Origin of the sequence: Sphingobium sp., from assembly GCF_033795625.1 — a bacterium.
Lineage (GTDB): Bacteria > Pseudomonadota > Alphaproteobacteria > Sphingomonadales > Sphingomonadaceae > Sphingobium.
In genome coordinates this window covers 44,162-68,362 of the sequence record NZ_JARYGI010000018.1, presented here as the reverse complement: position 1 = coordinate 68,362, position 24,201 = coordinate 44,162, and the positions used below count along the sequence as shown (strand labels likewise).

General features: G+C 61.7%; 21 protein-coding genes. 9 read left to right on the top strand and 12 right to left on the bottom strand.

All coding sequences use genetic code 11. The features are described 5' to 3' along the window. Positions 1–232: 232 nt before the first annotated feature. The gene (locus QHC67_RS10955; RefSeq protein ID WP_037530070.1) at positions 233–535 is read left to right on the top strand and encodes a hypothetical protein; all 303 of its coding nucleotides are present in this window, start codon (positions 233–235) and stop codon (positions 533–535) included. Positions 536–576: 41 nt separating this feature from the next. Beyond that, positions 577–2,001 carry a hypothetical protein gene (locus QHC67_RS10950; RefSeq protein WP_319294225.1) on the top strand — a complete coding sequence of 475 codons (1,425 nt, stop codon included), beginning with the start codon at positions 577–579 and terminating at the stop codon, positions 1,999–2,001. Between the two features lie 406 nt (positions 2,002–2,407). On the opposite strand, the gene QHC67_RS10945 is transcribed toward QHC67_RS10950, so the two are convergent. The 3 genes from QHC67_RS10945 to QHC67_RS10935 all read right to left on the bottom strand — a co-directional run bounded on the left by QHC67_RS10945 (position 2,408) and on the right by QHC67_RS10935 (position 5,467). Beyond that, entirely contained in the window at positions 2,408–3,130 is a 723-nt protein-coding gene (locus QHC67_RS10945) for a FadR/GntR family transcriptional regulator (protein ID WP_319294223.1), read from the bottom strand. Positions 3,131–3,190: 60 nt separating this feature from the next. After that, positions 3,191–3,985 carry an AraC family transcriptional regulator gene (locus QHC67_RS10940; protein ID WP_319294221.1) on the bottom strand — a complete coding sequence of 265 codons (795 nt, stop codon included), beginning with the start codon at positions 3,983–3,985 and terminating at the stop codon, positions 3,191–3,193. A 66-nt stretch (positions 3,986–4,051) separates the two neighbouring features. Beyond that, positions 4,052–5,467, bottom strand: coding sequence for an FAD-binding oxidoreductase (locus tag QHC67_RS10935; protein ID WP_319294219.1), 1,416 nt, complete (start codon positions 5,465–5,467; stop codon positions 4,052–4,054). Between the two features lie 502 nt (positions 5,468–5,969). Between QHC67_RS10935 and QHC67_RS10930 the strand changes: the two genes are divergently transcribed. The 4 genes from QHC67_RS10930 to QHC67_RS10915 all read left to right on the top strand — a co-directional run bounded on the left by QHC67_RS10930 (position 5,970) and on the right by QHC67_RS10915 (position 10,778). Continuing rightward, positions 5,970–8,174 carry a TonB-dependent receptor gene (locus QHC67_RS10930; RefSeq protein ID WP_319294217.1) on the top strand — a complete coding sequence of 735 codons (2,205 nt, stop codon included), beginning with the start codon at positions 5,970–5,972 and terminating at the stop codon, positions 8,172–8,174. A 79-nt stretch (positions 8,175–8,253) separates the two neighbouring features. After that, positions 8,254–8,565: a DUF1330 domain-containing protein gene (locus QHC67_RS10925; protein ID WP_319294239.1), complete on the top strand. Its 312-nt coding sequence runs from the start codon at positions 8,254–8,256 to the stop codon at positions 8,563–8,565. A gap of 79 nt (positions 8,566–8,644) precedes the next feature. Next, positions 8,645–9,526, top strand: a complete 882-nt coding sequence (locus QHC67_RS10920) for an SDR family oxidoreductase (protein ID WP_319294215.1) — start codon at positions 8,645–8,647, stop codon at positions 9,524–9,526. Positions 9,527–9,545: 19 nt separating this feature from the next. Then, positions 9,546–10,778: an MFS transporter gene (locus QHC67_RS10915; protein WP_319294213.1), complete on the top strand. Its 1,233-nt coding sequence runs from the start codon at positions 9,546–9,548 to the stop codon at positions 10,776–10,778. Between the two features lie 313 nt (positions 10,779–11,091). Here the strand turns inward: QHC67_RS10915 and QHC67_RS10910 are convergent, their stop codons facing one another. Beyond that, positions 11,092–12,612 (bottom strand): CpaF family protein, encoded by a 1,521-nt coding sequence (locus tag QHC67_RS10910; protein ID WP_319294211.1) that lies wholly within the window; start codon positions 12,610–12,612, stop codon positions 11,092–11,094. Positions 12,613–12,821: 209 nt separating this feature from the next. Between QHC67_RS10910 and QHC67_RS10905 the strand changes: the two genes are divergently transcribed. Together QHC67_RS10905 and QHC67_RS10900 are read left to right on the top strand one after the other, a co-directional pair. After that, a complete protein-coding gene (locus QHC67_RS10905; protein WP_319294209.1) occupies positions 12,822–13,847 on the top strand; it encodes a glycosyltransferase family 2 protein in 1,026 nt (341 codons plus the stop codon). Further along, positions 13,820–14,545, top strand: coding sequence for a class I SAM-dependent methyltransferase (locus QHC67_RS10900; RefSeq protein ID WP_319294207.1), 726 nt, complete (start codon positions 13,820–13,822; stop codon positions 14,543–14,545). The genes QHC67_RS10905 and QHC67_RS10900 overlap by 28 nt, the downstream gene beginning before the upstream one ends. A gap of 2 nt (positions 14,546–14,547) precedes the next feature. Here QHC67_RS10900 and QHC67_RS10895 read toward each other — a convergent pair whose 3' ends face one another. The 7 genes from QHC67_RS10895 to QHC67_RS10865 form a co-directional block, all read right to left on the bottom strand. Beyond that, positions 14,548–15,972, bottom strand: coding sequence for a hypothetical protein (locus tag QHC67_RS10895; protein ID WP_319294205.1), 1,425 nt, complete (start codon positions 15,970–15,972; stop codon positions 14,548–14,550). 217 nt (positions 15,973–16,189) lie between these two features. Further along, positions 16,190–16,444, bottom strand: coding sequence for an ATP synthase F1 subunit epsilon (locus QHC67_RS10890; protein WP_319294203.1), 255 nt, complete (start codon positions 16,442–16,444; stop codon positions 16,190–16,192). 56 nt (positions 16,445–16,500) lie between these two features. Then, positions 16,501–17,946 carry a F0F1 ATP synthase subunit beta gene (gene atpD / locus QHC67_RS10885; protein ID WP_319294201.1) on the bottom strand — a complete coding sequence of 482 codons (1,446 nt, stop codon included), beginning with the start codon at positions 17,944–17,946 and terminating at the stop codon, positions 16,501–16,503. Between the two features lie 57 nt (positions 17,947–18,003). Then, complete coding sequence (locus QHC67_RS10880; protein WP_319294199.1) at positions 18,004–18,879, bottom strand: F0F1 ATP synthase subunit gamma; 876 nt, start codon at positions 18,877–18,879, stop codon at positions 18,004–18,006. 51 nt (positions 18,880–18,930) lie between these two features. After that, complete coding sequence (atpA, locus tag QHC67_RS10875; RefSeq protein ID WP_319294197.1) at positions 18,931–20,460, bottom strand: F0F1 ATP synthase subunit alpha; 1,530 nt, start codon at positions 20,458–20,460, stop codon at positions 18,931–18,933. Between the two features lie 32 nt (positions 20,461–20,492). Further along, complete coding sequence (locus QHC67_RS10870) at positions 20,493–21,059, bottom strand: F0F1 ATP synthase subunit delta (RefSeq protein WP_319294195.1); 567 nt, start codon at positions 21,057–21,059, stop codon at positions 20,493–20,495. Between the two features lie 152 nt (positions 21,060–21,211). Further along, complete coding sequence (locus QHC67_RS10865; protein WP_319294193.1) at positions 21,212–22,780, bottom strand: serine protease; 1,569 nt, start codon at positions 22,778–22,780, stop codon at positions 21,212–21,214. A gap of 113 nt (positions 22,781–22,893) precedes the next feature. Here QHC67_RS10865 and ada point away from each other — a divergent pair, with 113 nt between their 5' ends. Next, a complete protein-coding gene (gene ada, locus QHC67_RS10860; protein WP_319294191.1) occupies positions 22,894–23,961 on the top strand; it encodes a bifunctional DNA-binding transcriptional regulator/O6-methylguanine-DNA methyltransferase Ada in 1,068 nt (355 codons plus the stop codon). On the opposite strand, the gene QHC67_RS10855 is transcribed toward ada, so the two are convergent. Then, entirely contained in the window at positions 23,958–24,110 is a 153-nt protein-coding gene (locus QHC67_RS10855; RefSeq protein WP_319294189.1) for a DUF1289 domain-containing protein, read from the bottom strand. The genes ada and QHC67_RS10855 overlap by 4 nt on opposite strands. Between the last annotated feature and the right edge of the window lie 91 nt (positions 24,111–24,201).

The following is a 24,201-nucleotide window of genomic DNA, read 5'->3' as shown; positions in this document are numbered from 1 at the left end:
CGGCATCAGCCCACTCGCGTTCGAAGCCAAGGTGGCATAATGAGATAGGTGACCGGCACAAAACCGTTACAAGTCCAGGTCGGAACCGACAGATTCACGATGGTGCGCAGGCGTTGAACGGACATAGCCTCGTCGATACTCCAGGTTGGCAAAATGTTGAGTCAGCTATTCCCATATGTTGTTCGTCGAGCAAGATGTTCTATAAAGGTTCCGCTATCGAGGGAGGACGTTGTTGGCCGAGATTCTTTTGAATGAGCAGGCAATCGCGCCCGGCGAACCCTATTTCGCGGTCTACGTGGACCGTCCTACAGGCGCTGGGCAATCGATCGTCGCCGAACTTGAAATGAACCTGGTTGGTCCGGTCACAGCGCAGATGGCGAAGCCACGCAGGCTCAGCGGCTTCGAGCTCCCCGCCCTCGAATTGATGCATAAGGCAAAACAGCGAGCGGCCGAGCAAGGTGTGATGAAGATCTTGCTGGTTGATCCGCAGGGGCTTTTAAGTTTGGCGCGGATCAACCGCTATGATCACGGTTAAACCAATGCGTCGCCACGGCGAGGCTGGGGAGCCGCCGCGCCGTGCGTCGCGGGACTGACCTGCAGCGAACCATCCGGATCGCCGATTTCGAGCTACCGCGCGGCGCGGTGCCGATCGAGACCCTTATGGCGATGCCCCGCGAAAGCTGGGAGCACCTGCGTACCCAGATCAACATTCGGCGTCAGGAGGCTCCGAATACGGCATTGGCGCGGTGTCGACTTTGCGAAGGCGGCGTGTTCATCCGTGCGCAGGCGGTGGATGGGGATCATGTTCCGTTTTACGCCCATTTTCCCGATAGTCCGCCGACTTGCCCTTGGTACGATGGCGGCACCCTCACGCCGGACGACGCGCGTGCCGCGCAATATCAAGGCAACCAGGAATCGGCGCTTCATCGCCAGCTTTGTCAGGTTATCGAAGCGGTGGCGAAGGCTGATCCACGATGCAAAGCGTCAGCGATCGATACCTACCTGCGTCCTGCCATCCATACTCGTGGCCGCTTTCCAGACATTTTCCTCGATATGGGCGACTTGGGTCGCTTTGCGCTCGAAGTGCAGCTTTCCAAGCCGTTCGCACCCGAGATCGCAGCCCGGCATTTGCACTATGAGCGCGAGGGCGTGCGGCTGATCTGGATTTTTCGGCGCCTCGACGAGCCGTTGCCTCAAGGATTCCATGATGTCATCACGATGCAGCGCGGGAATGCCTTCATCTTCGATGACGACGCGCAGGCCGCATCCGTCGCGCGCGGTACGCTCGTCATCAAATGCCTTCTCGAAGATGGCAAGGGCAGCTACCTAAAGCCGAGGCTCGTCGGTCTCGACGATCTACAGACCAGTTCGGGTCGGTCAGTTTTCCTCGAAGATCGGCGCAGCGAACGGCTGGCGACCTACTGCCGTGAGGTTCGCAATCGCTGGTGGAAGGCGTTCCAGCAGGCGCAACGCGATAAGCCTGCCTCGCCTTTTTATAGTGAGAGCTTTGCCCCCGCATGGGCCTCGGTCCGCGCGCACGTTCCGGACCTATCGGCTTGGAAAGATGCGTATTGGGCTACCCATGCGGATAAGGGCCAGGCGCATCTCGCCAGCCTGTTCGCGATACTCTGTTCGATCGCGCATAGCGCCGCTCAGGACTCCGACGTCGTTTATATCACCCGCCATTCCGGGGACGGCGCTCTCCTGGCAATGCTGAATAGCAAGGTCGGCTCAGCAGCCTTTGCGCCCTATGCAGATATGATCCTGCAGTTTCTGGGCGTAACCCGCGCGGCTGCCCTTGGCGAACGCGCATCGCTTCAGAAAATCGTCCGCAATGCACGGGAGACGCATGACCAAGTCACGATCGATCACCCCGTGTGGAAGGCTGTCGTTCGGCTTTTCCCCGAAGCGCTCGATGGTGTGGTACGCGCAGAATTGATCGACTTGGCGCAACTGCCACGCTGGGCGGATCCTAGCTCTGGCCCTCAGTCGCTCGGATGAGAGGCCGGTGTTGGCGTCGGATCGGAGTACGGATTGCAGAGCTTTTCGCGCGATGAAGCGCGTTGCATTTCGGTCGTTCGACGGTATTTTTATCGACGCCCCGAGGTGCATGAATGGGTCAGACAGCCTCAAAGTCTGTCCGATAGAAGACGATACATCGCGAAGAATGCATGTCGCGAACGGTGGCCGATTTATCCTGAAATTTCCGAAGCGTAGCTTTTTGCCAGATTCGCTGACGGTAGTATTTCCGAGGAAATATTTTTTATGGTTCTAAATCAGATAGATGAGTTAGGCCCGAATAATCGAGTGGGAATGATTCAGGCCCATCCCAGGGTAACGGGATTTATGCCACACTGCGACCTAGTGACTGATAGTAGATAGTTGAGGCAGGGTTGGCCTGTTCTGCTCATCCCCCATTTGTATCCGCCTTCAGGAGATCGCCAATCGAGGCGTCGAAATGGGCGTTCATGGCGCGGGCGGCTGCTGCCTCATCCCGGTCCGCGATCGCCTGGGCAACGGCCTGGTGACGTTCGATCATGAGGACGCGTCCAGTTTCCGACGTGCGCGTTCGCCACGCGGCGGGCACGGCCTTCTGCATCAGCGGCGCGAAAGACGTCACGATCTGCACGAACAGCGCATTATGGCATGCCCTTGCTATCGCCTCATGGAAAGCGATGTCGTGGCCGGTCATCCTCGGCAGGTCATCCTTATCCTTCGCCATCGCATGTGCGAGGGCAAGAATCTCCGCTGCCTCCTGATCGCTTCGTGCCGTGGCGGCCAGTGAGGCGGTTCGGACCTCGATCGTTCGTCGAACGTCCCACACCTCCGCGACGCTGACCTGCGCCGTGTTGACGGCATGGCCGACGGATGTGGCAATCACCGATCCGTCGAGCGCCGCAACGCGCGGCTTGCGTCCGTTCCCGACATCGATCAGCTTGAGCGCGGCAAGTGCACCGAACGCCTCGCGCGTGACGGCGCGGCTGACGCACAAGGAGCGCGAAAAATAGGCTTCACCGGGCAGAGTATCGCCGACGCGCAGGCGATTTTCACGAATATGATCCACGACCGCCTGGATAGCGCGGTCGGCGAGCGAGCCGGTGCTCGCGCCAGCCGCATGACCGTTAGCCATTCCTCCGCCGACCGGCTTTGAAGTAGGTAGTTCCATGTCGGGTGCGTAGCATGGCTCGGGTCAGGCGGCCATACGGCCGGCCCTGTAATCGGACGGCGCCATCCCGAACCGCCGCCCGAACGCCCGCGTGAAGCTCGCGTTGTTCAGATATCCGCTCTCATAGCCGACGGATGATACGGACATGTCGGTGGTGACGAGAAGCTTGCTCGCCACTCGCATCCGCTGCTCCGCCAGTGCCTCGGCAATCGAGCAGTTGAACATTTCGCGAAATCCCAGCGTCAGCTTGGCGCGATTGAGTCCACAGGCTCGCGCGATCTGCTCAAGCGTCAGCTTTTCGTTCCAGCGGTCCTCGATCAGACGTCGGGCAGCCCCGATCCGACGGCTGTCCATAACCGATATGCCGCTGCTCGCCGTCATCGGGACCAGCGCGGCATTCATGATGAGCCGCGTCGTTTCGCAGAAAAGCTCAAGAGCCTTCGCCGTTCGATAGATCGGTCGGGCCTCGCCGGTCACCGCGGGTTCGTGCAGCGCCACCGCGATACATCGCAGTTCTGCAGGCATGTAGAAGTCACCAGGCTTCGGCAAACCCTTGCCGAAGACCCGTCGCACCGTTTCCTGCGCGACGATCAGGATCACGCGGGAGATACCGTCCTCGGCGAGACAGGCGGGCGCCACCTTGTCGGCGGCGGCGATCCGCACGACGACCGGGTCATTGGCCGAGGGGATGTCGTAGATGATCGTACTGACGCCAGAGGCGTGCGGGGGAGGCGCCAAAGGTTCGCGTCGCACCACGGCGGTGATCTCCGAAGAGATGGCAAAGTGGCCGTAAACTTCGGCAGCACGACTATCATCCACCTTCAGACCTCCTTCATCCCCAGAGACGAAGACACGTATGAAGCTATATGACAGGTTCGGCAAGACCTATATGACAGGTCCCTCAAACGGAAAGATCTTGCCGGGATTGAACAGGTTGAGGGGATCGAGAGCCTGCTTGATGCAGCGCATGACGCTCACGCTTTGGCCGAGTTCGGCGAGGAGCCAATCCTGTTTGCCCAGGCCGATGCCGTGTTCACCCGTGCAGGTGCCGTCCATCGCAAGCGCTCTTTCGATCAGCCGCCCGTTAAGCCGCTCCGCTTCGGCCGCCTCTTCCGGACGATCGGGATCGATCACGAAGATGACGTGGAAATTACCATCGCCCACATGCCCCAGGATCGGAGCCGGTATGGAGGCGTCTTCCAGATCCTTCTTGGTCTCGTTGATGCATTGTGCCAGCCTGCTGATGGGCACGCAGACGTCGGTTGGCCATCCGACCGCCCCTGCGCGAAGCCCGACGGCGGCATAATAGGCCTCGTGGCGCGCACGCCAGAGCTTCGAGCGCTCTTCGGGCAGGTTCGACCAGCGGAAGGCTCCGCCGCCATTGGAGCGCGCCAGCTCGCCCACTGCCTCCACCTGTTCCTGCACATAGCGCTTCGAGCCGTGGAACTCGAAAAACAGCGTAGTCAGTTCAGGGTAATCGAGCTTCGCCCATCGATTGACCGCTTTCATCTGCACGTCATCGAGGATCTCGACACGAGCGAGCGGCACGCCCAGCTGAATCGCTTGCACGACCGTCTCGACGGCGCCTGCCAGCGTTTCGAAGCTGCAAACCGCCGACAATATCTCTTCGGGAATGCCGTGGAGGCGGAGCGTCACTTCCGTGATGATCCCAAGCGTTCCTTCTGAGCCGATCATCAGGCGCGTAAGGTCGTAGCCTGCCGCCGATTTGCGGGCGCGCCGGCTCGTCCAGATGTCCCGCCCATCCGGAGTCACCACGCGGAGCCTGAGGATCGCGTCACGCATGGTGCCATATCGCACCGCGTTCGTGCCCGAGGCGCGAGTGGACGCCATGCCGCCGATCGTCGCATTGGCGCCCGGATCGATCGGGAAGAACAGGCCGCAATCGCGCAGATACTCATTGAGCTGCTCGCGCCGGACTCCGGCCTGGACGGTGCAGTCGAGATCCTCGACATTCACCTCGACGATCGCGTTCATCTCCGAAAGATCGACTGTGACGCCGCCGCCGACCGGCGTGGTATTGCCTTCGATCGAAGTGCCTGCACCGTAGGGAATGATCGGCACCTTCGCTGCCGTACAGAGTTTCACGAGCGCGACGACCTCCTCCGTGGAGTGAGCGAACACCACGGCATCCGGCAGGACAGGGGAAAAATGCGTCTCGCTGCTTCCGTGCTGCAGCCGGACGGCATCACCCAGTTGCAAACGATCGCCGAACAGCAGCCGCAGATCGTCTACAAAGCCTGTTGGCAGCGGTCGCCGAGCGGCTTCGGCAGGCGCGGTCATGCGGTGATCTCCAAGCAGGCGAACTGCCCTTCCGAACAGCTTTTCAGGTTCGCCTGCCGAAGAGTCCTCGAAGTTCGCATTGTCATCTTTCTCTGATCGCTGTCCGTCGGATCATTACCGGCACGAGCTGTTGCTTCGATCTACCAGCGTGCGGACCTGAGGGTAAGGGAGCCGGCAAGGGATGCTGTATGCTGGACCGCAGAATCACTGTGCCGCGAAGGCGCGCGCTTGCATGTGCGATCCGGATCAGACCAATATCATGAACCCGCCGGGCTGCTGCTGGAAGCGCATCAAGGGTCGGCACGTCGGCGGTGAGGAACGGTACAGAAGCTACATGTGAGATAATCTTCAGCGAGAAAAAGGGGTGTAGGAGCGTAGCTGGAACAGGGAGGCATATCGGTCCAAGGCCGCACGATCATCCACCATGCCATGCACACCGACTACTTGGAAAAGCCGAGCGATCGCAATCGCCGTCAAAAAACTTAAAAGGGAGATGGGTACAATGCTTAGATCGAGGACATCGGAGGCGCGACTTGCTCTGTTCGTCTCATTGGCAGCGCCGCTACTCGCTCCGGAGTCTGCCAATGCGCAGGCGACAGGAGCAGGCCCTCAAGCAGAGACGGGCGCAGGCGTTGCGGATCAGGCCGGCGGGATCGAGGACATCGTCGTCACCGCGCAGCGGCGGTCGGAGTCCGCACAGTCCGTTCCGATCTCATTGCAGAGCTTTTCCTCGGAGACCCTGCAGCAGAGCGGCGTGCGCAGCACGGAAGATCTGACCTCGGTCGTCGGCGGGCTGATCATCCAGCCCACGGCCGCCCGCCCGTCGATATTCATCCGCGGCGTAGGCACTAACAGCACTAACACGACGCCCGCCGTCCTCACCTTTCTCGACGGCGTCTACATGCCGTTCGGCCAGTCGACCGATCTTGCCAACATCGCCAGCGTCGAAGTGCTGAAGGGCCCGCAGGGCACGCTGTTCGGCAGAAACGCGACCGGCGGCGTGGTTCAGATCACCACGCGCCCGCCCAGCGAGACGCCAGGTGCGCGGGTCGAGGTGGGCTATGGCAACTACGACACGGTGGACGGAACGGCCTACATCACCGGCGGTCTCGCAGCGGGCGCGGCGATGGATCTGGCGCTCAGCTACAGCAATCAGGGCAATGGATTCGGCACCAACGTCTTCAACGGCAACGACGTGTTTCTCACTCGCCGGTTCGCCGCGCGCTCGCGGTTGCTCCTGAACCTGTCGGACGTCAGCACGCTGACGCTGGCTGGGGATTACAGCCAGGTTCGCGGCACCGTGGGCACCAACGTGTCGCCTTCCGTCGGCTATGACTTCCTCTACGTCGCAGGCGCCGTTCGTCGTCGCGGCGCGTTCTTTCCGGGCGACTTCGACATCAACGCAGGCCCGCGCACGCCTTACTTCAAGGCGAAGGAATGGGGTGCCAGTCTTACTTTCGAGACCGAGTTTTCGGGGCTGACCTTCCGCAACATCACGTCCTACCGGCGCGGGAAGGAATATGCCCAGATAGATTTCGACGGCTCCCCGCTCAACGCGGTCAACCTCAGCATCGATCGCGATCCCCGCACTGCCTTCACGCAGGAATTGCAACTGCTCTCGGGCGACGATGGCCCGTTCCAGTGGGTGGCCGGCGTCTTCTACTTCGATTCCACGGCCAAGCTGCTTCCGTTCCAGATCAACACCAACGCCGCCTATGCCGTCGACAAGGACAGATCGATCGCTGCCTACGCGCAGGGCAGCTATGAGATTCTGCCAAATACCAAGCTGACCCTCGGTGGACGGTACACGATCGAGAAGCGCAAGATCGATGGTTTCGTTCTAGCGAACGGGATCGATGTGCCCAGTCGCCGGGGCAGTCTTTCACAGACGTTCAGGGAACCGACCTGGCGTATTGCGCTGGATCACAACATCACACCCACCGCTTTGGTCTACGCATCGGTATCGCGCGGCTTCAACGCCGGGTTCTTCAACCAGTCGAGCCTTGCCGGCTTCGCGACCGAGGTGCAGAATCCGCCCGTAAAGCCCGAATTTCTGACAGCCTACGAAATAGGTGCCAAGACCGACCTGTTCGCTCGGCATCTGCGCGTCAACATCTCGGCCTTCCTCTACGATTACAAGGGTTTGCAGCAGCAGATCTACGATCAGGGCGCCGTCGTCACCATCAACGCGGGCTCTGCAGAGATGAAGGGCTTCGACTTTGAAGTAGTGGCCCGCCCGGTCAACTCCCTTACCCTGTCGGTCTCGGGCACCTATCTCGATACGAAGTACAAGAGCTATCCGCTTGCGCCGAACTATGTTCTCCAATCCAATGGCTCGATCATCGCGGTCAGCAATCTGGAAGCAGCTGGCAATCGTATCACGAATGCTCCGGAGCTAAGCTATACGGCCTCGATTTCCCATGTCCTCGAAACAGGAATTGGAGAGTTCACCACATCGGCTAACGTCAATTATCGTGGTGAGACCTACGCCGATCCGATCAATCGCTTCGAGCTGCCGAAACGCTATCTCGTGAACGTCACCGAACGCTGGACCTCGTCCGACGAACATGTCTTCGCTTCGCTTTGGATCAAGAACCTCTTCGACAAGCGTTATGATTACGCGATCACGGTTCTTACGCCTCCCGGCCTGGTCGGCCTGACCGCGCCACCGCGGACATACGGCTTCACAGCGGGGTTCAAGTTCTAGGGGCAGACCGCTGATCCGGCCGGGCAACCATCGGCCGAGGCCACCGGGCCGCAATTCGATTTGAAGAGGAGAATATTTGATGCAGACCGATCAGCGCTTCCCGGAAGGCGAAGTCTTCGTCGTTGTGGAACCGCAGGTGGTGTTCGATCCCGAGGGCCTGGCCAGGTATCAGGCCGCGGCCCGTGAACAGGCCACTCGCCGGGGGGCGCAGGTCATCGCGCGCGGCGGCGCGTTGTACGAAGGAGACCCCGATCTGCTCCTTCACCTGATCCAGCGTTGGCCGTCGGCCAGGGCGTTCCAGGAATGGCAGGAGAGCGAAGAGTATCGCCCGCTGCTGGAGGAGCGAAAGAAATACATGAAAGTCCGGATCTCGATCGTCCCGGCAGCCTGATGTCAGCAGTTCTATCGATTGGCACGCTGGCCCGATACGAGTGGCAGCTATGTCCTGACGTGCCTGAAAGTGCAGGGCGATGAAGATTCTGGTCATCGGAGCCAGCGGCAAGGTTGGAAAGCCACTTGTCCGTGAACTGCTCGCGAAAGGCGTTTCGGTACGCGCGCTCACGCGAAGTGCGGAGCGGGCTGCATCGCTCGATCCGCGCGTGGAGGCGGTCGTCGCGGACATCACCGGCGATCCTTTGTCCTCCCGGCCTGCCTTCCAGGGAATCGACGCTGTCTTCATGCTGAACCAGCCGACGTTCCAGGAAACGGCCGAAGGTCTTCTTGCCGTCGAGCTTGCCCGGAGCGCGGGCGTCGTCCGCTTCGTCTACCAGTCGGTGTTCAGGGTCGACGACCTTGCCTATCTTCCGCATGTCGCACCTAAGCTGGTCATTCAGCTTGCGGTGATGGGGTCTGGAATGGGGTGGACCATCCTGTCGCCCAATCACTTCTACCAGAACGACCAGATGACGCAGTTCAGCCTGCTCAAGCGGGGCGAATATTCGGTGCCGGTGGGTCTGGTAGGCTGCACCAGTGTTGACGTGAGCGATATCGCTGCGGTTGCCGCGGTCGCCCTCACCGGCAGTGGCCATGACGGACGGAACTACCCTGTGGTGGGTCCGCAATTGCTGAACGGCGAAGACTGCGCCGCGATCTGGAGCGAAGCGCTGGGCACCGGAATCCGGTACACGGGCGATGTCGAGCAATGGCAGCAAGCCGCGCGCTCCGTACTGCCCCCGTGGCTCAGTTTCGATCTTGGCATGATGTATCGCGACTTTGGGCGGCGCGGTTTCGTCGCCAGCGAGTGTGAGATCGCGCAGATGCAGGAATTGCTCGGCCGTGCGCCACGCCGTTACGAAGAGCATGTCGCCAGCCTGGCAGCTGAGTGGACCCAGGATCTGCGAGCCGCATTTTGAAACGCAAAATGGGCAGGCGATGTTCAACACTTCGATGAACCGCTGGTGGACGGTCGTTGCGGGCGCTCTGGGCACAGCGCTCGGCGCGGGCCTCATCATGAGCTACGCCTTTGGCATTTTGGCCAAGAGCATGCTTGCCGAGCTGGGTTGGTCGCGTAACGTCGCGGCCGACCTCCTGGGCATGTTCCTGCTGGGAATGGGCATCGGACTGGTCGCCCTCGGATGGCTGATTGCGCGCTTCGGCATTCGCAGGCCCACTGTAATCTTCGTACTCATTTGGGGCTTTGGTTTCGCGGCGGTCGCGCTCGCCCCGGCTTCCATGACCTTTCTGCTGATCCTCTTCTTCCTGATCGGCGCGGGGGGAGGGGCGGCCACCGCAATGCCCTACACTGTCGCGATCAGTGGGCTGTTCGACAAGCACCGGGGTCTTGCGCTGGGTCTCGTGGTGGCGGGGAGCGGCGTAGGCGCTTTCTCCTTTCCTCAGATCGCGGAGAGATTGGTGGATGGATTGGGCTGGCGCGCCGCCTTTGCCATCATCGGCCTTGGCTCGAGTCTGATCGCGGCGGCAGGGCTGGCTTTTCTTGTGCGTACGCCGCCTGGCGTCTCCTCCCGAGGCGCCGGCCTGCCCGGCTCGGCGGGCATCTTCCCGTCTTGGCTCGGCTCGCGCTATTTCTGGTTTATCGCCCTGCCGATCATGGCGATTTCCGTCACGGCCTTCGGGATGGTCAGCAGCTACGTATTCCTGTTCGCCGATCGCGGAATCCCGGCCGCGACGGTGACGCTGATCCTCTCCCTGGGCGGGCTTGCCTCCCTGGCCGGACGACTGGTGGTCGGCTATCTTCTGGATCGCATTTTCGCGCCCTATGTGGCTGCAGTCGTCTTCGCGCTGGCAGCCCTCGGCGTGTTGCTCCTGATGTTCACGCCCTGGACGGCCGCCACGTTGATCGGCGTTTCGCTGATCTCCCTCGCGCTCGGCGCCGAAGCGGACATCCTCGCGTTCCTCGTCAGTCGCTATTTCAGCCTGGCCGAGTTCAGCAGGGTGGTCAGTGTCGTCTGGGTCATCTGGGCATGGGCGGGCGGTGTCGGCACTGCCATCATCAGCATGAGCTATCGCCTCACTCACGCGTACACGCCGGCGCTGTGGTTTTTCGTGGCCATCGTTTCGTCCGCAGCCATTCTCATCTGTTTCATCGGACCTTATCGGTACCCGGTCGACCGCCGCCGAGATACGCATCCAGATTTGCCGCGCTGATTGAAGCGGATGCCGTTGTCGGTCCCGGAAGCTCTGTCCTACAGATACGCCACTGGGCTACGCTCCGCCCATGCCAACGCTTCCTTGCCCTGCGCGTCAGACCATGTCGTTCCCGCCTCGCCGGGCATCCCTTGGCGGCGCGCTTTTCGCGCCGCTGGCAGTCGCATGGTTCCAACAGTGGAATCAGCACCGGGGGGAGCCAAAGGGGGGGTGACGTAGTGTCACCTTTGTCACCTTCCGCGCCGAAAAATGCCTCGGGGCGCCGTCGAAAATACAACAGAAACGACCCTCAAGACCGGCAGAAGCCTCCCGCCTACAGGCAAGCCTCCAGGAACGGCTGGTCGAACCCGAAGCCGCGGGCCTTTTCCAGCGTGTAGGGGCGCAGGCCCATGGCGCGATATTCGCCGATGATCTTGCCGTTCTCGTCCTCGGATATGTATTCGAACTTGAACAGCTCCTGCGTCACGATGACATCGCCTTCCATGCCGATGACTTCGGTGACGTTGGTGACGCGGCGCGAGCCGTCGCGCAGGCGCTTGACCTGGACGATCAGGTCCACCGAGTCCGCGATCTGCTTGGAGATCGCCTCCTTCGGAATCTTGATGTCGCCCATCAGGATCATGTTTTCCATGCGGCCCAGGCACTCGCGCGGGGAGTTGCTGTGGAGCGTACACATGGAACCGTCATGGCCGGTATTCATCGCGGCGAGCAGGTCGAAGCACTCCGCGCCACGGATTTCGCCCAGGATGATCCGGTCCGGGCGCATACGCAGGGCATTCTTGACGAGGTCGCCAATAGTGATCGCGCCTTGCCCCTCCAGGTTCGCGGGCCGCGTTTCCAGCGGCAGCCAGTGCGGCTGCTGCAGGCGGAGTTCGGCCGCGTCCTCGATGGTCAGCACGCGCTCGCCCGGATCGATCATCTTGGAGAGGGCATTGAGCATCGTCGTCTTGCCGGAGCCGGTGCCGCCTGAGATGACGATGTTGAACCGGCACGCGCCCGCGATCTTCAGCGCGGTGCACATCTTCTGGTTCATCGCGCCCCATGTGGCGAGATTGTCCAGCGTGATCGGCTTGGCGGAGAACTTACGAATGGAGATCGCCGTGCCTTTGAGGCTCAGCGGCGGCACGATGACGTTGACGCGCGACCCGTCGGGCAGGCGGGCGTCGGCCAGCGGCGTGGTCTGGTCGACGCGGCGGCCGACCTTGTTGACGATCCGCTGCGCGATCTGGAACAGATGCTCCTCGTCACGGAACTGGATGGGGGCAATGGTCAGCTTGCCCTTCTTTTCGATGTACGTCTGCAGCGGGCCATTGACCATGATGTCGGTGATGTCGGGATCGTTCAGCAGTTCCTCCAGCGGGCCAAGGCCGAGCAATTCGTCGACCAGCACCTTCTCCAGCGCGAACTGCTCGCGGCGGTTCAGCGTTAGCTTCAGCTCCGCCAGCACTTCCATGATGATCGGCCGGAATTCCTCCGCCAGTTCATCCTTGCTGAGCGTCGCGGCGGCTTCCGGATCGACGCGCTCCAGCAGGCGGGGGAGGACCTGCTCCTTGATCTTGTGGACGGACGCCTCGAAGCCCTGCGCCTGCTCCTGCGGCGCATGTTCCAGGTTGGCGCGATCCGACAGGCGCGACATCGCCTCGGCATTGCGCTGCTCCTGCGGCGAGGCTGCGGACAGCGGGTCGAGGGACGCTGGCGTGAGCGGCGGAAACTGCTCGCCGCCGCGGATATCCGCTTCGGGAACCGCTGTGCCCGGAACCTGCTGCATCGGGCGAGCTACGCCAAAACCCGGCTTTCCGCCGCCCGGTCCACTCTTCCGTCCAAATGCGCTCATGATGTTCCCACAACGAAATGATCTATCGGGTCTTGTGACCGCCATCCAAACAAGCGGTGTCTGATGAAGGTGAATAAGGTGGAAACTTTGACAAAAGGCTAATGCAGGGGTGGCGGGGGCGGTCGGCAGTTACCTTTGATTAACCATTATTGCCCACTGTGCGCATTGGCGGCATCCGATCTTGGCTGGCGCAAGTGTCGGGATCCGGAATGTCAGCGCGCGTTGCATTGTCGATCATAGTGCCGGTGTTTAACGAACAGGAGTCCATCTCCCTGTTCCTCGAACGCGCCCGCCCCGCCGTACGCGATGCGCTGGCGTTGATCGGCCCGGATGCAACCGCGGAATATCTGTTCGTCGACGACGGCAGCAGCGATCGGACGCGCGACATCTTGGCGATCCTCGCCAGGATGAACGGCGACGTCCGCTACGCCGCACTGTCTCGCAACTTCGGCAAGGAAGCGGCGCTGGCGGCCGGTATCGACCGTGCGCTCGGTGACGCCGTAATTCCCATCGACGTCGACTTGCAGGACCCACCCGAAGTAATCGTCTCCATGGTCCGCCACTGGCTCGCCGGTGCGCAGGTCGTGAACGCGCGGCGCATCGACCGCTCGACTGACAGCCGCTTCAAGCGATGGAGCGCGCAGGGGTTCTATCGCATCCTCAATCGTCTGGCCGATTATCCCATCCCCGAAAATGTGGGCGACTTCAGGCTGCTGGACCGCCAGGCTGTCGATGCCGTAAAGCAACTGAGCGAGCAGGCGCGGTTCAACAAGGGGCTCTTCTCCTGGGTCGGCTTCCGTGTCGCGACTATCGATTATGAACGCGAGGCGCGGGGCGCTGGCACCACCAAGTGGCGCCTGCGGAAGCTATGGGGCCTGGCACTGGACGGCGTTACGTCCTCCACCACCATGCCGCTGCGGATCTGGTCCTATCTTGGTGGATTGATCGCGATCATGGCCTTTGCCTATGCCGTCGCGCTGATCGTGAAGACCATCGTCACGGGGGCAGATACGCCGGGTTACGCATCCATCATGGTCGCCGTGCTGATGCTGGGCGGCCTCAACCTGATGAGCCTCGGCATCATCGGCGAATATCTGGGCCGCGTCGCGCAGGAAGTGCGCAAACGGCCGCTATACGTGGTGGCGGAGGAAGCTGGCGGCGTTGCCCCGGCCACTTCTGCCGCTCCGGTTCAATCGGGAGACGAAGAGTGGATCGCGCAGCCTATTCGAGCATGAGTGAGCAGGAAGCGAACCACTGGTGGTTCGTTGCCCGCCGCGCCATCATAGCGTCGTTGATCGAAAAGCATGTACCGCTTGGCCCCGATGCCGCAATTCTGGAGGCAGGCTGCGGCACCGGAGGCAATCTCTCCATGCTGGCTAATTATGGCCGCCTCGACGCCTTCGAATATGATGCCGACGCGCGCGCATTGGCGGCTGCTCGGGATGTTGGCACGATCTCCGGTGGCGCGTTACCCGGCAATATCGGTTTTGACGGCAAGGCTTACGACCTGATCGCGTTGCTCGACGTACTGGAGCATGTCGATGATGATGTCGCATCGCTCGGTGCGTTGGGGCAGCGGCTCGCGTCCGGCGGATCGCTGCTGGTGACGGTTCCTGCCGTGCCTTGGCTCTGGTCCGACCACGATGTGCTGCATCACCATAAGCGGCGCTATACGCGCGAAAGTCTTGAGCAGGCAGTGGGGCAGGCGGGTCTGCAAGTCAGGGCGATGGGCTATTTCAACAGCTTGCTTTTCCCGTTGGCACTCGTGCAAAGGGTGACGCATCAGATGTTCCGCCGGAGGGCGCCTCTCGATGCGCGTCCATCCGCGCCGGTAAATGCGCTGCTGCAAATGATATTCGGGGCGGAAAGACATTTGATCGACCAAATCCGGTTTCCCATCGGACTATCGCTCTTTGCCGTACTATCCGCCTGAGTTCACTTGCTCAGTGGAACATACCACTGTCCCGGCCAGCAATGCTCCGGTTCGATGGCGCTGGCTCGAAAGGGGTTGGTCGGCCTGATCGGCGCTGGCATCTGGTGTAGCGGGGCCAGGTAGGAGCCCTTGGGATAGGCGCTGAAGCTCTGGTCCCAGGCTTTGAAGAATGTGCAGGTCACCAAGGGCGCCGGCGGTTGCCGGAAGGCCCGCGTGATCTCGAAAGCACCCGTTATTGCGCCAATCGCCAAAGCCACCACCAAATAGATACGGATGCGGAGAGCGGCAGAAACCTCGCTGTCGAAAACAGCTCGAGCGACCATGAGTGCCAATATCGTCAGCGCCGGCACCGAAGCGCGCATCATGAAGTCAATGGACCAGCCAATCTGTATGAAGGGCATCACCAAAAGGCAGAGCGCAATCAGCAGGAAGACTGCAGGGCCATAAGGTATCCGCCATTTCAAAAAGGCGATCGGAATCAGATAAGGCGCCGTTTCAAATATCTGGAAGATCACGTATCGCAGCGGTTCGATGGGGAAGAACCGCACGCCGACATTGTCACCTGCTGCGGTAAGGTAAAGGAAGGTCGGCACGCAGAACAGGCACACGGCGCCGGGCAGCAGGACGTCGGACCAGCGCAGGGATCGCTGGCGTAGAGCAGATATTCCGGCATAAGCAGCGAACGGCAGGATGCCCAACAGCCCGAAAGGCGACCACAATGCAGTAAGGGGGACGATTGCCAAGAACGCGGCGAGCGGGATGCGTTTCGTGTGCCACAATAGGAACAGCGTCGCACAGATCCATCCTGTAAACGCATGCTGGGGTACCCAGAACGCAAGCGTGATCGTGGATGAATATTGGATGCCGGCCCAAGGTTCGAGGTGATCGCCCAACGAACGGGAAACGAGCAGTTGGCCGACGGCATCAAGACCACTGAATGCCAGAATGACGACCAAAGCACCGATACGTTGGCGCGACGTAGCGAAAAGCTGTGAGCCCAATCCGAGCAAAACCGTCAGTAATGCGCTGTTTTGAAGTAACAGCGCAATGTCCCCAGCGCGTGCGCCGAATGCTTTGAATACCAGGGCGGGCAGTAGAAACATGCCGATGGGCGCGCGTAAAACATCCGGCACACCACGCGCCGTGTAGACGAAAGGCCATGGGTTGATGCCCATGTCGTGCAGGACGGCATTACGTACCTGCCAATCTATATTGGCGTAAAAGAAGCGACCTTCGCCACCTAACAGGAACAGGATGAAGGCAACTGCAAAGCAAATGAGGAGAATACCGATCGTCGGCCTGTCACTCGCCGGACGAGGCGTCGGCCTCATGAGGCGATGTAAGGCGACGCTCAGCGCCACGAGAGCGCAGAGGCCGAACGCGTAAGCCCATAGAGGCACCACATCCAGGAAACGCCAGAGCAGCATCTGGCTGGAGCCGAGGAATAGAGCGAGTATCGCCACCAGCCAGCGAACCGGCAGACGCCGTGCAAGCAAGGGCACAGCGCATCGCACTGGCTCGGAATTCAACGGGCAGGTCTGTGAAGTCATTGCACCCCCAGTGACGTCATAGACAGTGGGTGCAGGAGCGTCGAGAGGACGAGACGCCGCGGCTGCTCACGCAACCACGGCGTCTTACAAGAGGTCAGCCCGCGCGTTCCGCCAGCACAGTGAGACCCTGCTCATTCACTTCGGCAAAACCGCCGACGACCGAAATAGTCTCTGGTGAGGCGCCAGCGGTTGCGAAGATCTGGATCTGGCCATCGCGAACGGTCGACATGAAGGGGGCATGGCCTTCCAGCACGCCGAAGTCGCCTTCGGTGCCGGGGACGACGACCATGTAGACTTCGTCCGAGCGGACGAGCTTTTCCGGAGTCACGAGTTCGAAATGGAGGGGCATGATCAGCTACCTTATGTCCTCTCCCGCGTCAGCAGGAGAGGATGGATATCAATGGCTCAGGCGGCTTCCGCAGCCATCTTCTTGCCCTTTTCGATGGCTTCGTCGATGCCGCCAACCATGTAGAAAGCGCTTTCGGGCAGGTGATCATACTCGCCGTCAACGACGGCCTTGAACGACTTCACGGTGTCCTCGACTGCGACGAACTTGCCGCTGATGCCGGTGAAAACTTCGGCCACGTGGAAGGGCTGGCTGAGGAAGCGCTGGATCTTGCGGGCGCGGGCGACCGTGATCTTGTCCTCTTCCGAAAGCTCGTCCATGCCGAGGATCGCAATGATGTCCTGCAGCGACTTGTACTTCTGCAGCGTTTCCTGAACGCGGCGGGCCGTGTCGTAATGCTCCTGGCCGACGATCGCAGGCGAGAGCACGCGGCTGGTGGAGTCGAGCGGATCGACTGCGGGGTAGATGCCCAGTTCCGAGATCGCACGATTGAGAACCGTGGTCGCGTCCAAATGCGCGAAAGACGTCGCAGGCGCCGGATCGGTCAAATCGTCTGCGGGAACATAGATCGCCTGAACCGAGGTGATCGACCCCTTGTTGGTGGAGGTGATGCGCTCCTGCAGTGCGCCCATGTCGGTCGACAGTGTCGGCTGGTAGCCAACTGCCGACGGAATACGACCGAGCAGCGCCGACACTTCCGAACCCGCCTGTGTGAAGCGGAAAATGTTGTCGACGAAGAACAGCACGTCCTGACCTTCGACATCGCGGAAATATTCGGCGATGGTGAGACCCGACAGCGCGACGCGTGCGCGGGCGCCCGGCGGCTCGTTCATCTGACCGAACACGAGCGCGACCTTCGAGCCTTCCGGCGTCGGGTTGCCGTCGGCATCCTTGGCGATGACGCCGGCGTCGAGGAATTCGTGATACAGATCGTTGCCTTCGCGCGTACGCTCACCGACGCCCGCGAACACCGAAGTGCCGCCGTGGCCCTTCGCGATGTTGTTGATCAGTTCCTGGATCAGCACGGTCTTGCCGACGCCTGCGCCGCCGAACAGGCCGATTTTGCCACCCTTTGCATAAGGGGCGAGGAGGTCGATGACCTTGATACCCGTGACGAGGATCGCGGTTTCGGTCGACTGATCGACGAACTCGGGCGCCTTCGCGTGGATCGGCGCACGGCTGACGGCGTTAACCGGGCCACGATCGTCGATAGGATCGCCCACGACGTTCAGGATGCGGCCCAGCGTCTGCGGGCCCACGGGTACGGAAATCTGTGCGCCCGTGTCCGTGACTTCCTGACCGCGGGTGAGGCCCTCGGTTGCGTCCATCGCGATGGTGCGGACAGTGTTTTCGCCCAGATGCTGCGCGACTTCCAGAACAAGGCGCTGGCCGTTGATGCTGGTTTCGAGCGCGTTCAGAATGGCGGGCAGCGCATCGGGGAAGGTCACGTCGACGACGGCGCCGATGACCTGCGAAATGCGGCCTACGTTATTGGTGGTTGCCATGGTTCGTTTCCTTGCCTTCTTGTCCTATAGCGCTCTAGCGCCATCTTTATGCTGTGCTTAAAGCGCTTCTGCGCCAGCAATGATTTCGATCAGTTCCGTCGTGATCGCGGCCTGACGGCTGCGGTTGTACTGGATGGTGAGATTGTTGATGAGGTCGCCAGCGTTGCGCGTGGCGTTGTCCATTGCGGTCATCGACGCGCCCTGTTCGGACGCCATGTTTTCCAGCAGCGCCTTGAAGATCTGGATCGCGACGTTGCGCGGCAGCAGATCGGCCAGGATGGTTTCCTCGTCCGGCTCATATTCAACCGTAGCATTGCCAGCCGCAGCTGCATCGACAGGGATCTTCACCGGAATGATCTGCTGTTCGGTCGGGATCTGCGCCAGCGCCGACTTGAACGTCGAGTAGAATAGATGCGCGACATCGAACTTCCCGGCCAGGAACATATCGGTAAGCTCAGTGGCAATGGCCTGCGCCTGATCGTAGCCGGGAGCCTTGGCGCCGGTCGTGTCATATTGCGCCACGATCATGCCGGGGAAGGTGCGGTTGATGACCGGACGGCCCTTGCGACCGATCAGGTAGAACTGGACGGTCTTGCCTTCGCTGATCAGCGCCTTTGCCTTGGCAGCGGCCGCCTTTACGATGTTGGCGTTAAAGGCACCCGCAAGGCCGCGATCCGAATTGGCGACGACGAGCAGATGTACGTCATCCTTGCCCGTGCCCGCCATCAACGGCGAAGCGCCTTCGCCACCACCGACCGTCGCAGCCAGCGAGGCAACGACGCGCTCAAGCCGTGCGCTATAGGGACGCGCAGCTTCGGCGGCAGCCTGCGCCTTGCGCAGCTTCGCGGCGGCGACCATCTGCTTGGCCTTGGTGATCTTCTGGGTCGACTTGACCGAGGCGATCCGCCCTTTGAGTTCCTTCAGGCTTGCCATGCTTAACCCTTATGCGTCACCCCGATGCGAACGGGGTGACGGTTACATGTTTCAGGCGAACGTCTTGCCGAAGCTATCGAGCGCGGCCTTCAGCTTGGACTTGCTGTCGTCAGACAGGTCCTTGCTGTCGCGGATGCCCGTCAACAGCTCGGCATGGTCGTGCCGCAGGAAGGAGAGCATCGCCTCCTCATAGCGGTTGACGTCCGAAACGGGGATGCTGTCCAGATAGCCGTTTGTGCCTGCGAAGATCGAGGCGGTCTGTTCTTCGAAGGGCAGCGGCGAGAACTGGGGCTGCTTGAGCAGTTCCGTCAGTCGCGCGCCGCGGTTCAACAGCTTCTGCGTCGAGGCGTCGAGGTCCGAACCGAACTGGGCGAACGCCGCCATTTCACGATACTGCGCCAGCTCCAGCTTGATCGAGCCCGACACCTTCTTCATCGCCTTCGTCTGCGCGGCTGAACCGACGCGCGACACCGAGAGGCCCACGTTGATGGCCGGACGGATGCCTTGATAGAAGAGGTTGGTTTCGAGGAAAATCTGGCCGTCGGTGATCGAAATCACGTTGGTCGGAATATAGGCGGACACGTCGCCAGCCTGCGTTTCGATGATCGGCAGCGCAGTCAGCGAGCCCGAACCATTGTCGCTGTTCATCTTCGCAGCGCGCTCCAGAAGGCGGCTGTGGAGATAGAACACGTCGCCCGGATAGGCTTCGCGGCCCGGAGGACGACGCAGCAGCAGCGACATCTGGCGATAGGCCACGGCCTGCTTCGACAGATCGTCATAGACGATCAGGGCGTGCATGCCGTTGTCGCGGAAATATTCGCCCATGGTGACGCCGGTGTAAGGCGCGAGATACTGAAGCGGCGCGGGCTCCGAAGCGGTGGCGGCGATGACGATGGAATATTCCATCGCGCCGTTTTCTTCGAGCTGACGCACGATCTGCGCGACGGTGGAGCGCTTCTGGCCGACTGCGACATAGATGCAGTACAGCTTCTTGCTCTCGTCGGTGCCGGCGTTGACACCCTTCTGGTTGATGAAGGTGTCGATCGCAACGGCGGTCTTGCCGGTCTGACGATCGCCGATGATCAGTTCGCGCTGGCCACGGCCGACGGGAACGAGCGTGTCGATGGCCTTGAGGCCCGTCTGCACGGGCTCATGAACCGAGGTGCGCGGGATGATGCCGGGCGCCTTCTTCTCGACGCGCATGCGCTGGTCGGAAACGATCGGGCCCTTGCCGTCGATCGGATTGCCGAGTCCATCGACTACGCGACCGAGCAGGCCACGGCCCACGGGGACGTCCACGATGGTGCCGGTGCGCTTGACGGTGTCGCCTTCCTTGATCTCGGCGTCCGAGCCGAAAATCACCGCGCCGACATTGTCGGCTTCCAGGTTGAGGGCCATGCCCTGCACGCCATTGGAGAAGGCGACCATTTCACCGGCCTGCACATTGTCCAGGCCGTGGATGCGGGCGATGCCGTCACCGACGCTCAGCACGGTGCCGACTTCCGACACTTGCGCTTCGGTGCCGAAGCTGGCGATCTGGTCCTTGATGACCTTCGAAATTTCTGCGGCGTTGATATCCATGTTCAGCCTTTCATCGGACCTTTAAGGGGTCTTCAGCCCTTCATAGCGTGGGCAAGAGTATTCAAACGGGTACGGATGGAACTGTCGATCATCTGGCTGCCGATCTTGACGACCAGCCCGCCCAGAATCGCGGGGTCGACTTTCGTCTCCACCGCGACTTCACGGCCGACGCGGGCGCGCAGGCTCTTCTGCAGAGCCGAGACCTGATCGGCGTTCAGCGGGTGCGCCGAAACGACTTCGGCACGAGCCTCGCCCCGATGATTCGACAGCAAAGTTTCGTAGGCGCGGATCACAGCGGGCAATTGCGCCAGACGGCGGTTCTGCGCGAGCACGCCAAGAAAATTGGAGGTAAGCGGATCGAGCTGCATCGACTGGGCCACTGCTGCTACGGTTTTGGTCGCAACGTCACGGCCGACGATGGGGCTGACGATCAGCGCCTTGAAATCGCTCGATTCGGCCAGCGCGCGCTTCAGAGCAGCCAGGCTTTCGGCCACTGCATCCAGCGACTTACCGTCACGCGCAAGTTCGAACAACGCCACCGCGTAGCGGCCGCTGAGGCTGGCTTGAATCCCGCCGCTTATACCGCCGCCTGTCTCCACGCTGTGAAAGTCCTCCGCTTTGAAAAGGCACTCATGCCAAGAGGGGGAAGTGGTTGCCCACGCCCCTGATCTGCGGGCCGGTTAGCAGGAGGGTTGCCGCGATGCAATACGCGTTGGCGATAACTCTTGCAGGTGGAGCAAGATTGCAGAAATCAGGGCGCCGACGTGTCGGCTTTGCCCTTGGCGCATTGATAAACGAGCCGTTCGTTCGGCTGCAACGGCAATATGGCGCGCAAGTCACCCTGCATCTGTTTCAGCTTCGCCATCGCCGCTGCATCGGTGGTGCAGGCTCCCGCATCGGTGCGTGCCCGGATGGCCCTGGCGCGTTCCAGCGTGTCGGCGTCGGCCAGGTACCGTTCGTTGCGCAGGGTGCCGGTGCCCGGATCGAAGCGCGAGACCGAGATCGCGGCATCATCGGCCGTGCTGTTCACGCGCGTCCACTCCGTTCCGTCCGGCAGATATTGCTCACGGCCATTCGCGCAGCCGCTTTCCGTCCAGTTGAGGGGGACATCCGTCGTATCCGACACGGTGATGCGGCTACGCGCCTCATCAATGCGGCACAAATTGTCGCCAGCCGCCGCATAGCCCACCGTCTGAGCGGTCGTTACCTCGCCCGTATCCACCGACGCCGCCGCCATGCGATCTTCGACGCTTGAGAAACTCGGTCTCAGAACGAAAGCCAGCAGCGCACCGATCAGCAGGACGCCCCCGCCGACACCGAACCAGATCGTGGGACGCTGCTTCCCCTGCGTGTAGTTCAGCCCCGCGGCGCCTGCCGCCAGCACGGCCAGGGCAAGCAGCACGGCGGCCAGCGCCATCACATTCTCGCGCGCCGAAATGACGTCCTGTTCCGCTGCATCTCTCGCCTTCGACAAGGCAGCATCGCGCGCGGCGGCGCTGGCGCGAGCGGCTGCATCCTGAGTGGCTGCTTGCTGTGCTGCGCGTCGGGCTTCCGCTTCGTCGATATCGGCCAGTGAGCGGCAAGGTGCTGACGTGCGGAGGAAAGTCACGCCTGCCTGCCGCAGGAAGGAGGCAATTTCCCGGTTGGATACGGCAAATCCGAATTCCGCGTCGCTGCCATCGGATATCGATCCGAAGCTGTTGACGCCAAGGACGCGTCCGCAATCGTCTACCAGTGGCCCGCCACTGTTCCCCGAAGCCAGCGGCGCGGTATGCAGGACAGTGTCGTAGCTTTTGCCCGACCGACCGGCCGAAACATTGCCGCCCGTCTTCACCGGGTTCATCGGCTCGACCATTTCCTTGAGGCCAAGTCCCTGCGCGCGGTCGACAGTACCGGGGAAACCGATCGCAGTCACATGCTGTCCATCGGTTACGGCTCCGGCATAGAAGCTGGCAGGGGGCAGGCGACCCTCGTCCATCTGAATCAGCGCGAGGTCGTTGCCGGGTGAATAGGCAATGATCCGCCCGCCATAGCTCTTCTTGCCCTCCGACGGCACGATGCCGATGACGATGTTCTTTTCTTCGCGCGCCAGTTCCACGACATGGGCATTGGTCAGCACCTTGTCGGGCGCCACCACTACGCCGCTGCCGTGGCCGACGAAATAGGCTTCCGCTCCGTCCGTCGCCACCAGAGCCACGCGCACGACGCTTCGCGCTGCTGCCGAAAGGTCCATCTGGTCGGCGCGCGCCGTCGCCGCGAAGCCGAGCAGCAACAGGAAGGCGACGAAACGCCGCGCAAAAGCGGGGAGGAGGGCGGTCATAGGGGGCGATACATATTGCCAATGCTCGCGAAGTAAAACGGGAAAGCATCGCCGCTCGCTTTGAAAGCAAGATGCGGGAAGTCTTTGCCTCCACGATGGGGCAGGGTAGACCCATGATCCAGATGACACCACAAGCCGCCTTCATCGATGCCAGCGCCGCGCTGGATGCGGACGCCTGCTGGGAGGCATTCACCCGGCGCGTCCGCGATCTCGACGGGCATTTCGTCGGTGCGGTTTTGACCACTGGCATCTATTGCAAGCCGAGCTGCCCCGCGCGGCATCCGAAGCGTGAAAACGTCCGGTTCTTCGCTGAAGCGGAAGCTGCACGCGCGGCAGGCTTCCGGGCCTGCCTGCGTTGCCGTCCTGATGAAGTGGGGCGTGATCGCCAAGCCGTGGACAAGGCGCTGGAGTTGATCGCCGCGGCCGAAGAGCCGCTCTCGCTCGAGACGTTGGCGCTGGCCGTAGGATATGCGCCCCATCACTTTCATCGTCTGTTCAAGCGAGCGACGGGGGTGACGCCAAGCGCTTATGCCCGGAAGTTGCGAGCGGATCGGCTGGAAAATGCCCTGAAGGAGGAACACCGCGTGACCGATGCGATCTACGATGCCGGATATAACGCACCGAGCCGCGCCTATGCCGATGCCGGGGAGCGCCTTGGCATGACGCCCAGCGCCTGGAGGAAGGGCGGGGCGGGGGTGACGATCCGCTACACCGTCACGGAAACCAGCCTCGGGTCGATGCTGGTCGCGGCAACGGACAAGGGCCTTTGCCGGATCAGTTTCGACGAGGATGAGAGCGAGTTGCGGCGACGGTTTCCCGCTGCCGACATTCGACCCGCGGATGCCGGTTTCGCGGATCTGGCGCAGGACGTTGCGACGCTGGTGGACAATCCCGCTCGCACGGCAAACCTGCCCGTGGATGTGCAGGGCACTGCCTTTCAGCAAGCGGTGTGGGACGCGCTCCGGGCGATACCGGCCGGCGAAACCCGCACTTACAGTCAGGTCGCGGCGAGCATCGGCAGGCCCGGGGCCGTCCGCGCCGCCGGATCGGCCTGCGGCGACAATGTGCTCGCGGTGCTGGTTCCCTGCCACCGCGTGTTACGCACCGATGGCAGCCTTGGCGGTTATGCCTATGGTCTGGAACGCAAGGAGAAGCTGCTCGCGCGGGAGCGAGACGCCTAACGCTTCAGCCGTGCCATGATGGCGTCACGCTCTACCGCTGCCATGGTCGCCCAGCGGGCAATCTCGTCCAATGTGCGGCCGCATCCCACGCACAGCTTTCCCTTCGGGTCGAGCGTACAGATTTGGGTGCAGGGCGTCGGGATCGTCACGGGCGCATCCGATATGGGACAATATTCACAAGTCAATGCGTCAGAGGCACTTCAATTGCCGCTGAAGTCCGTGCATCAGCCGTCGTATCGA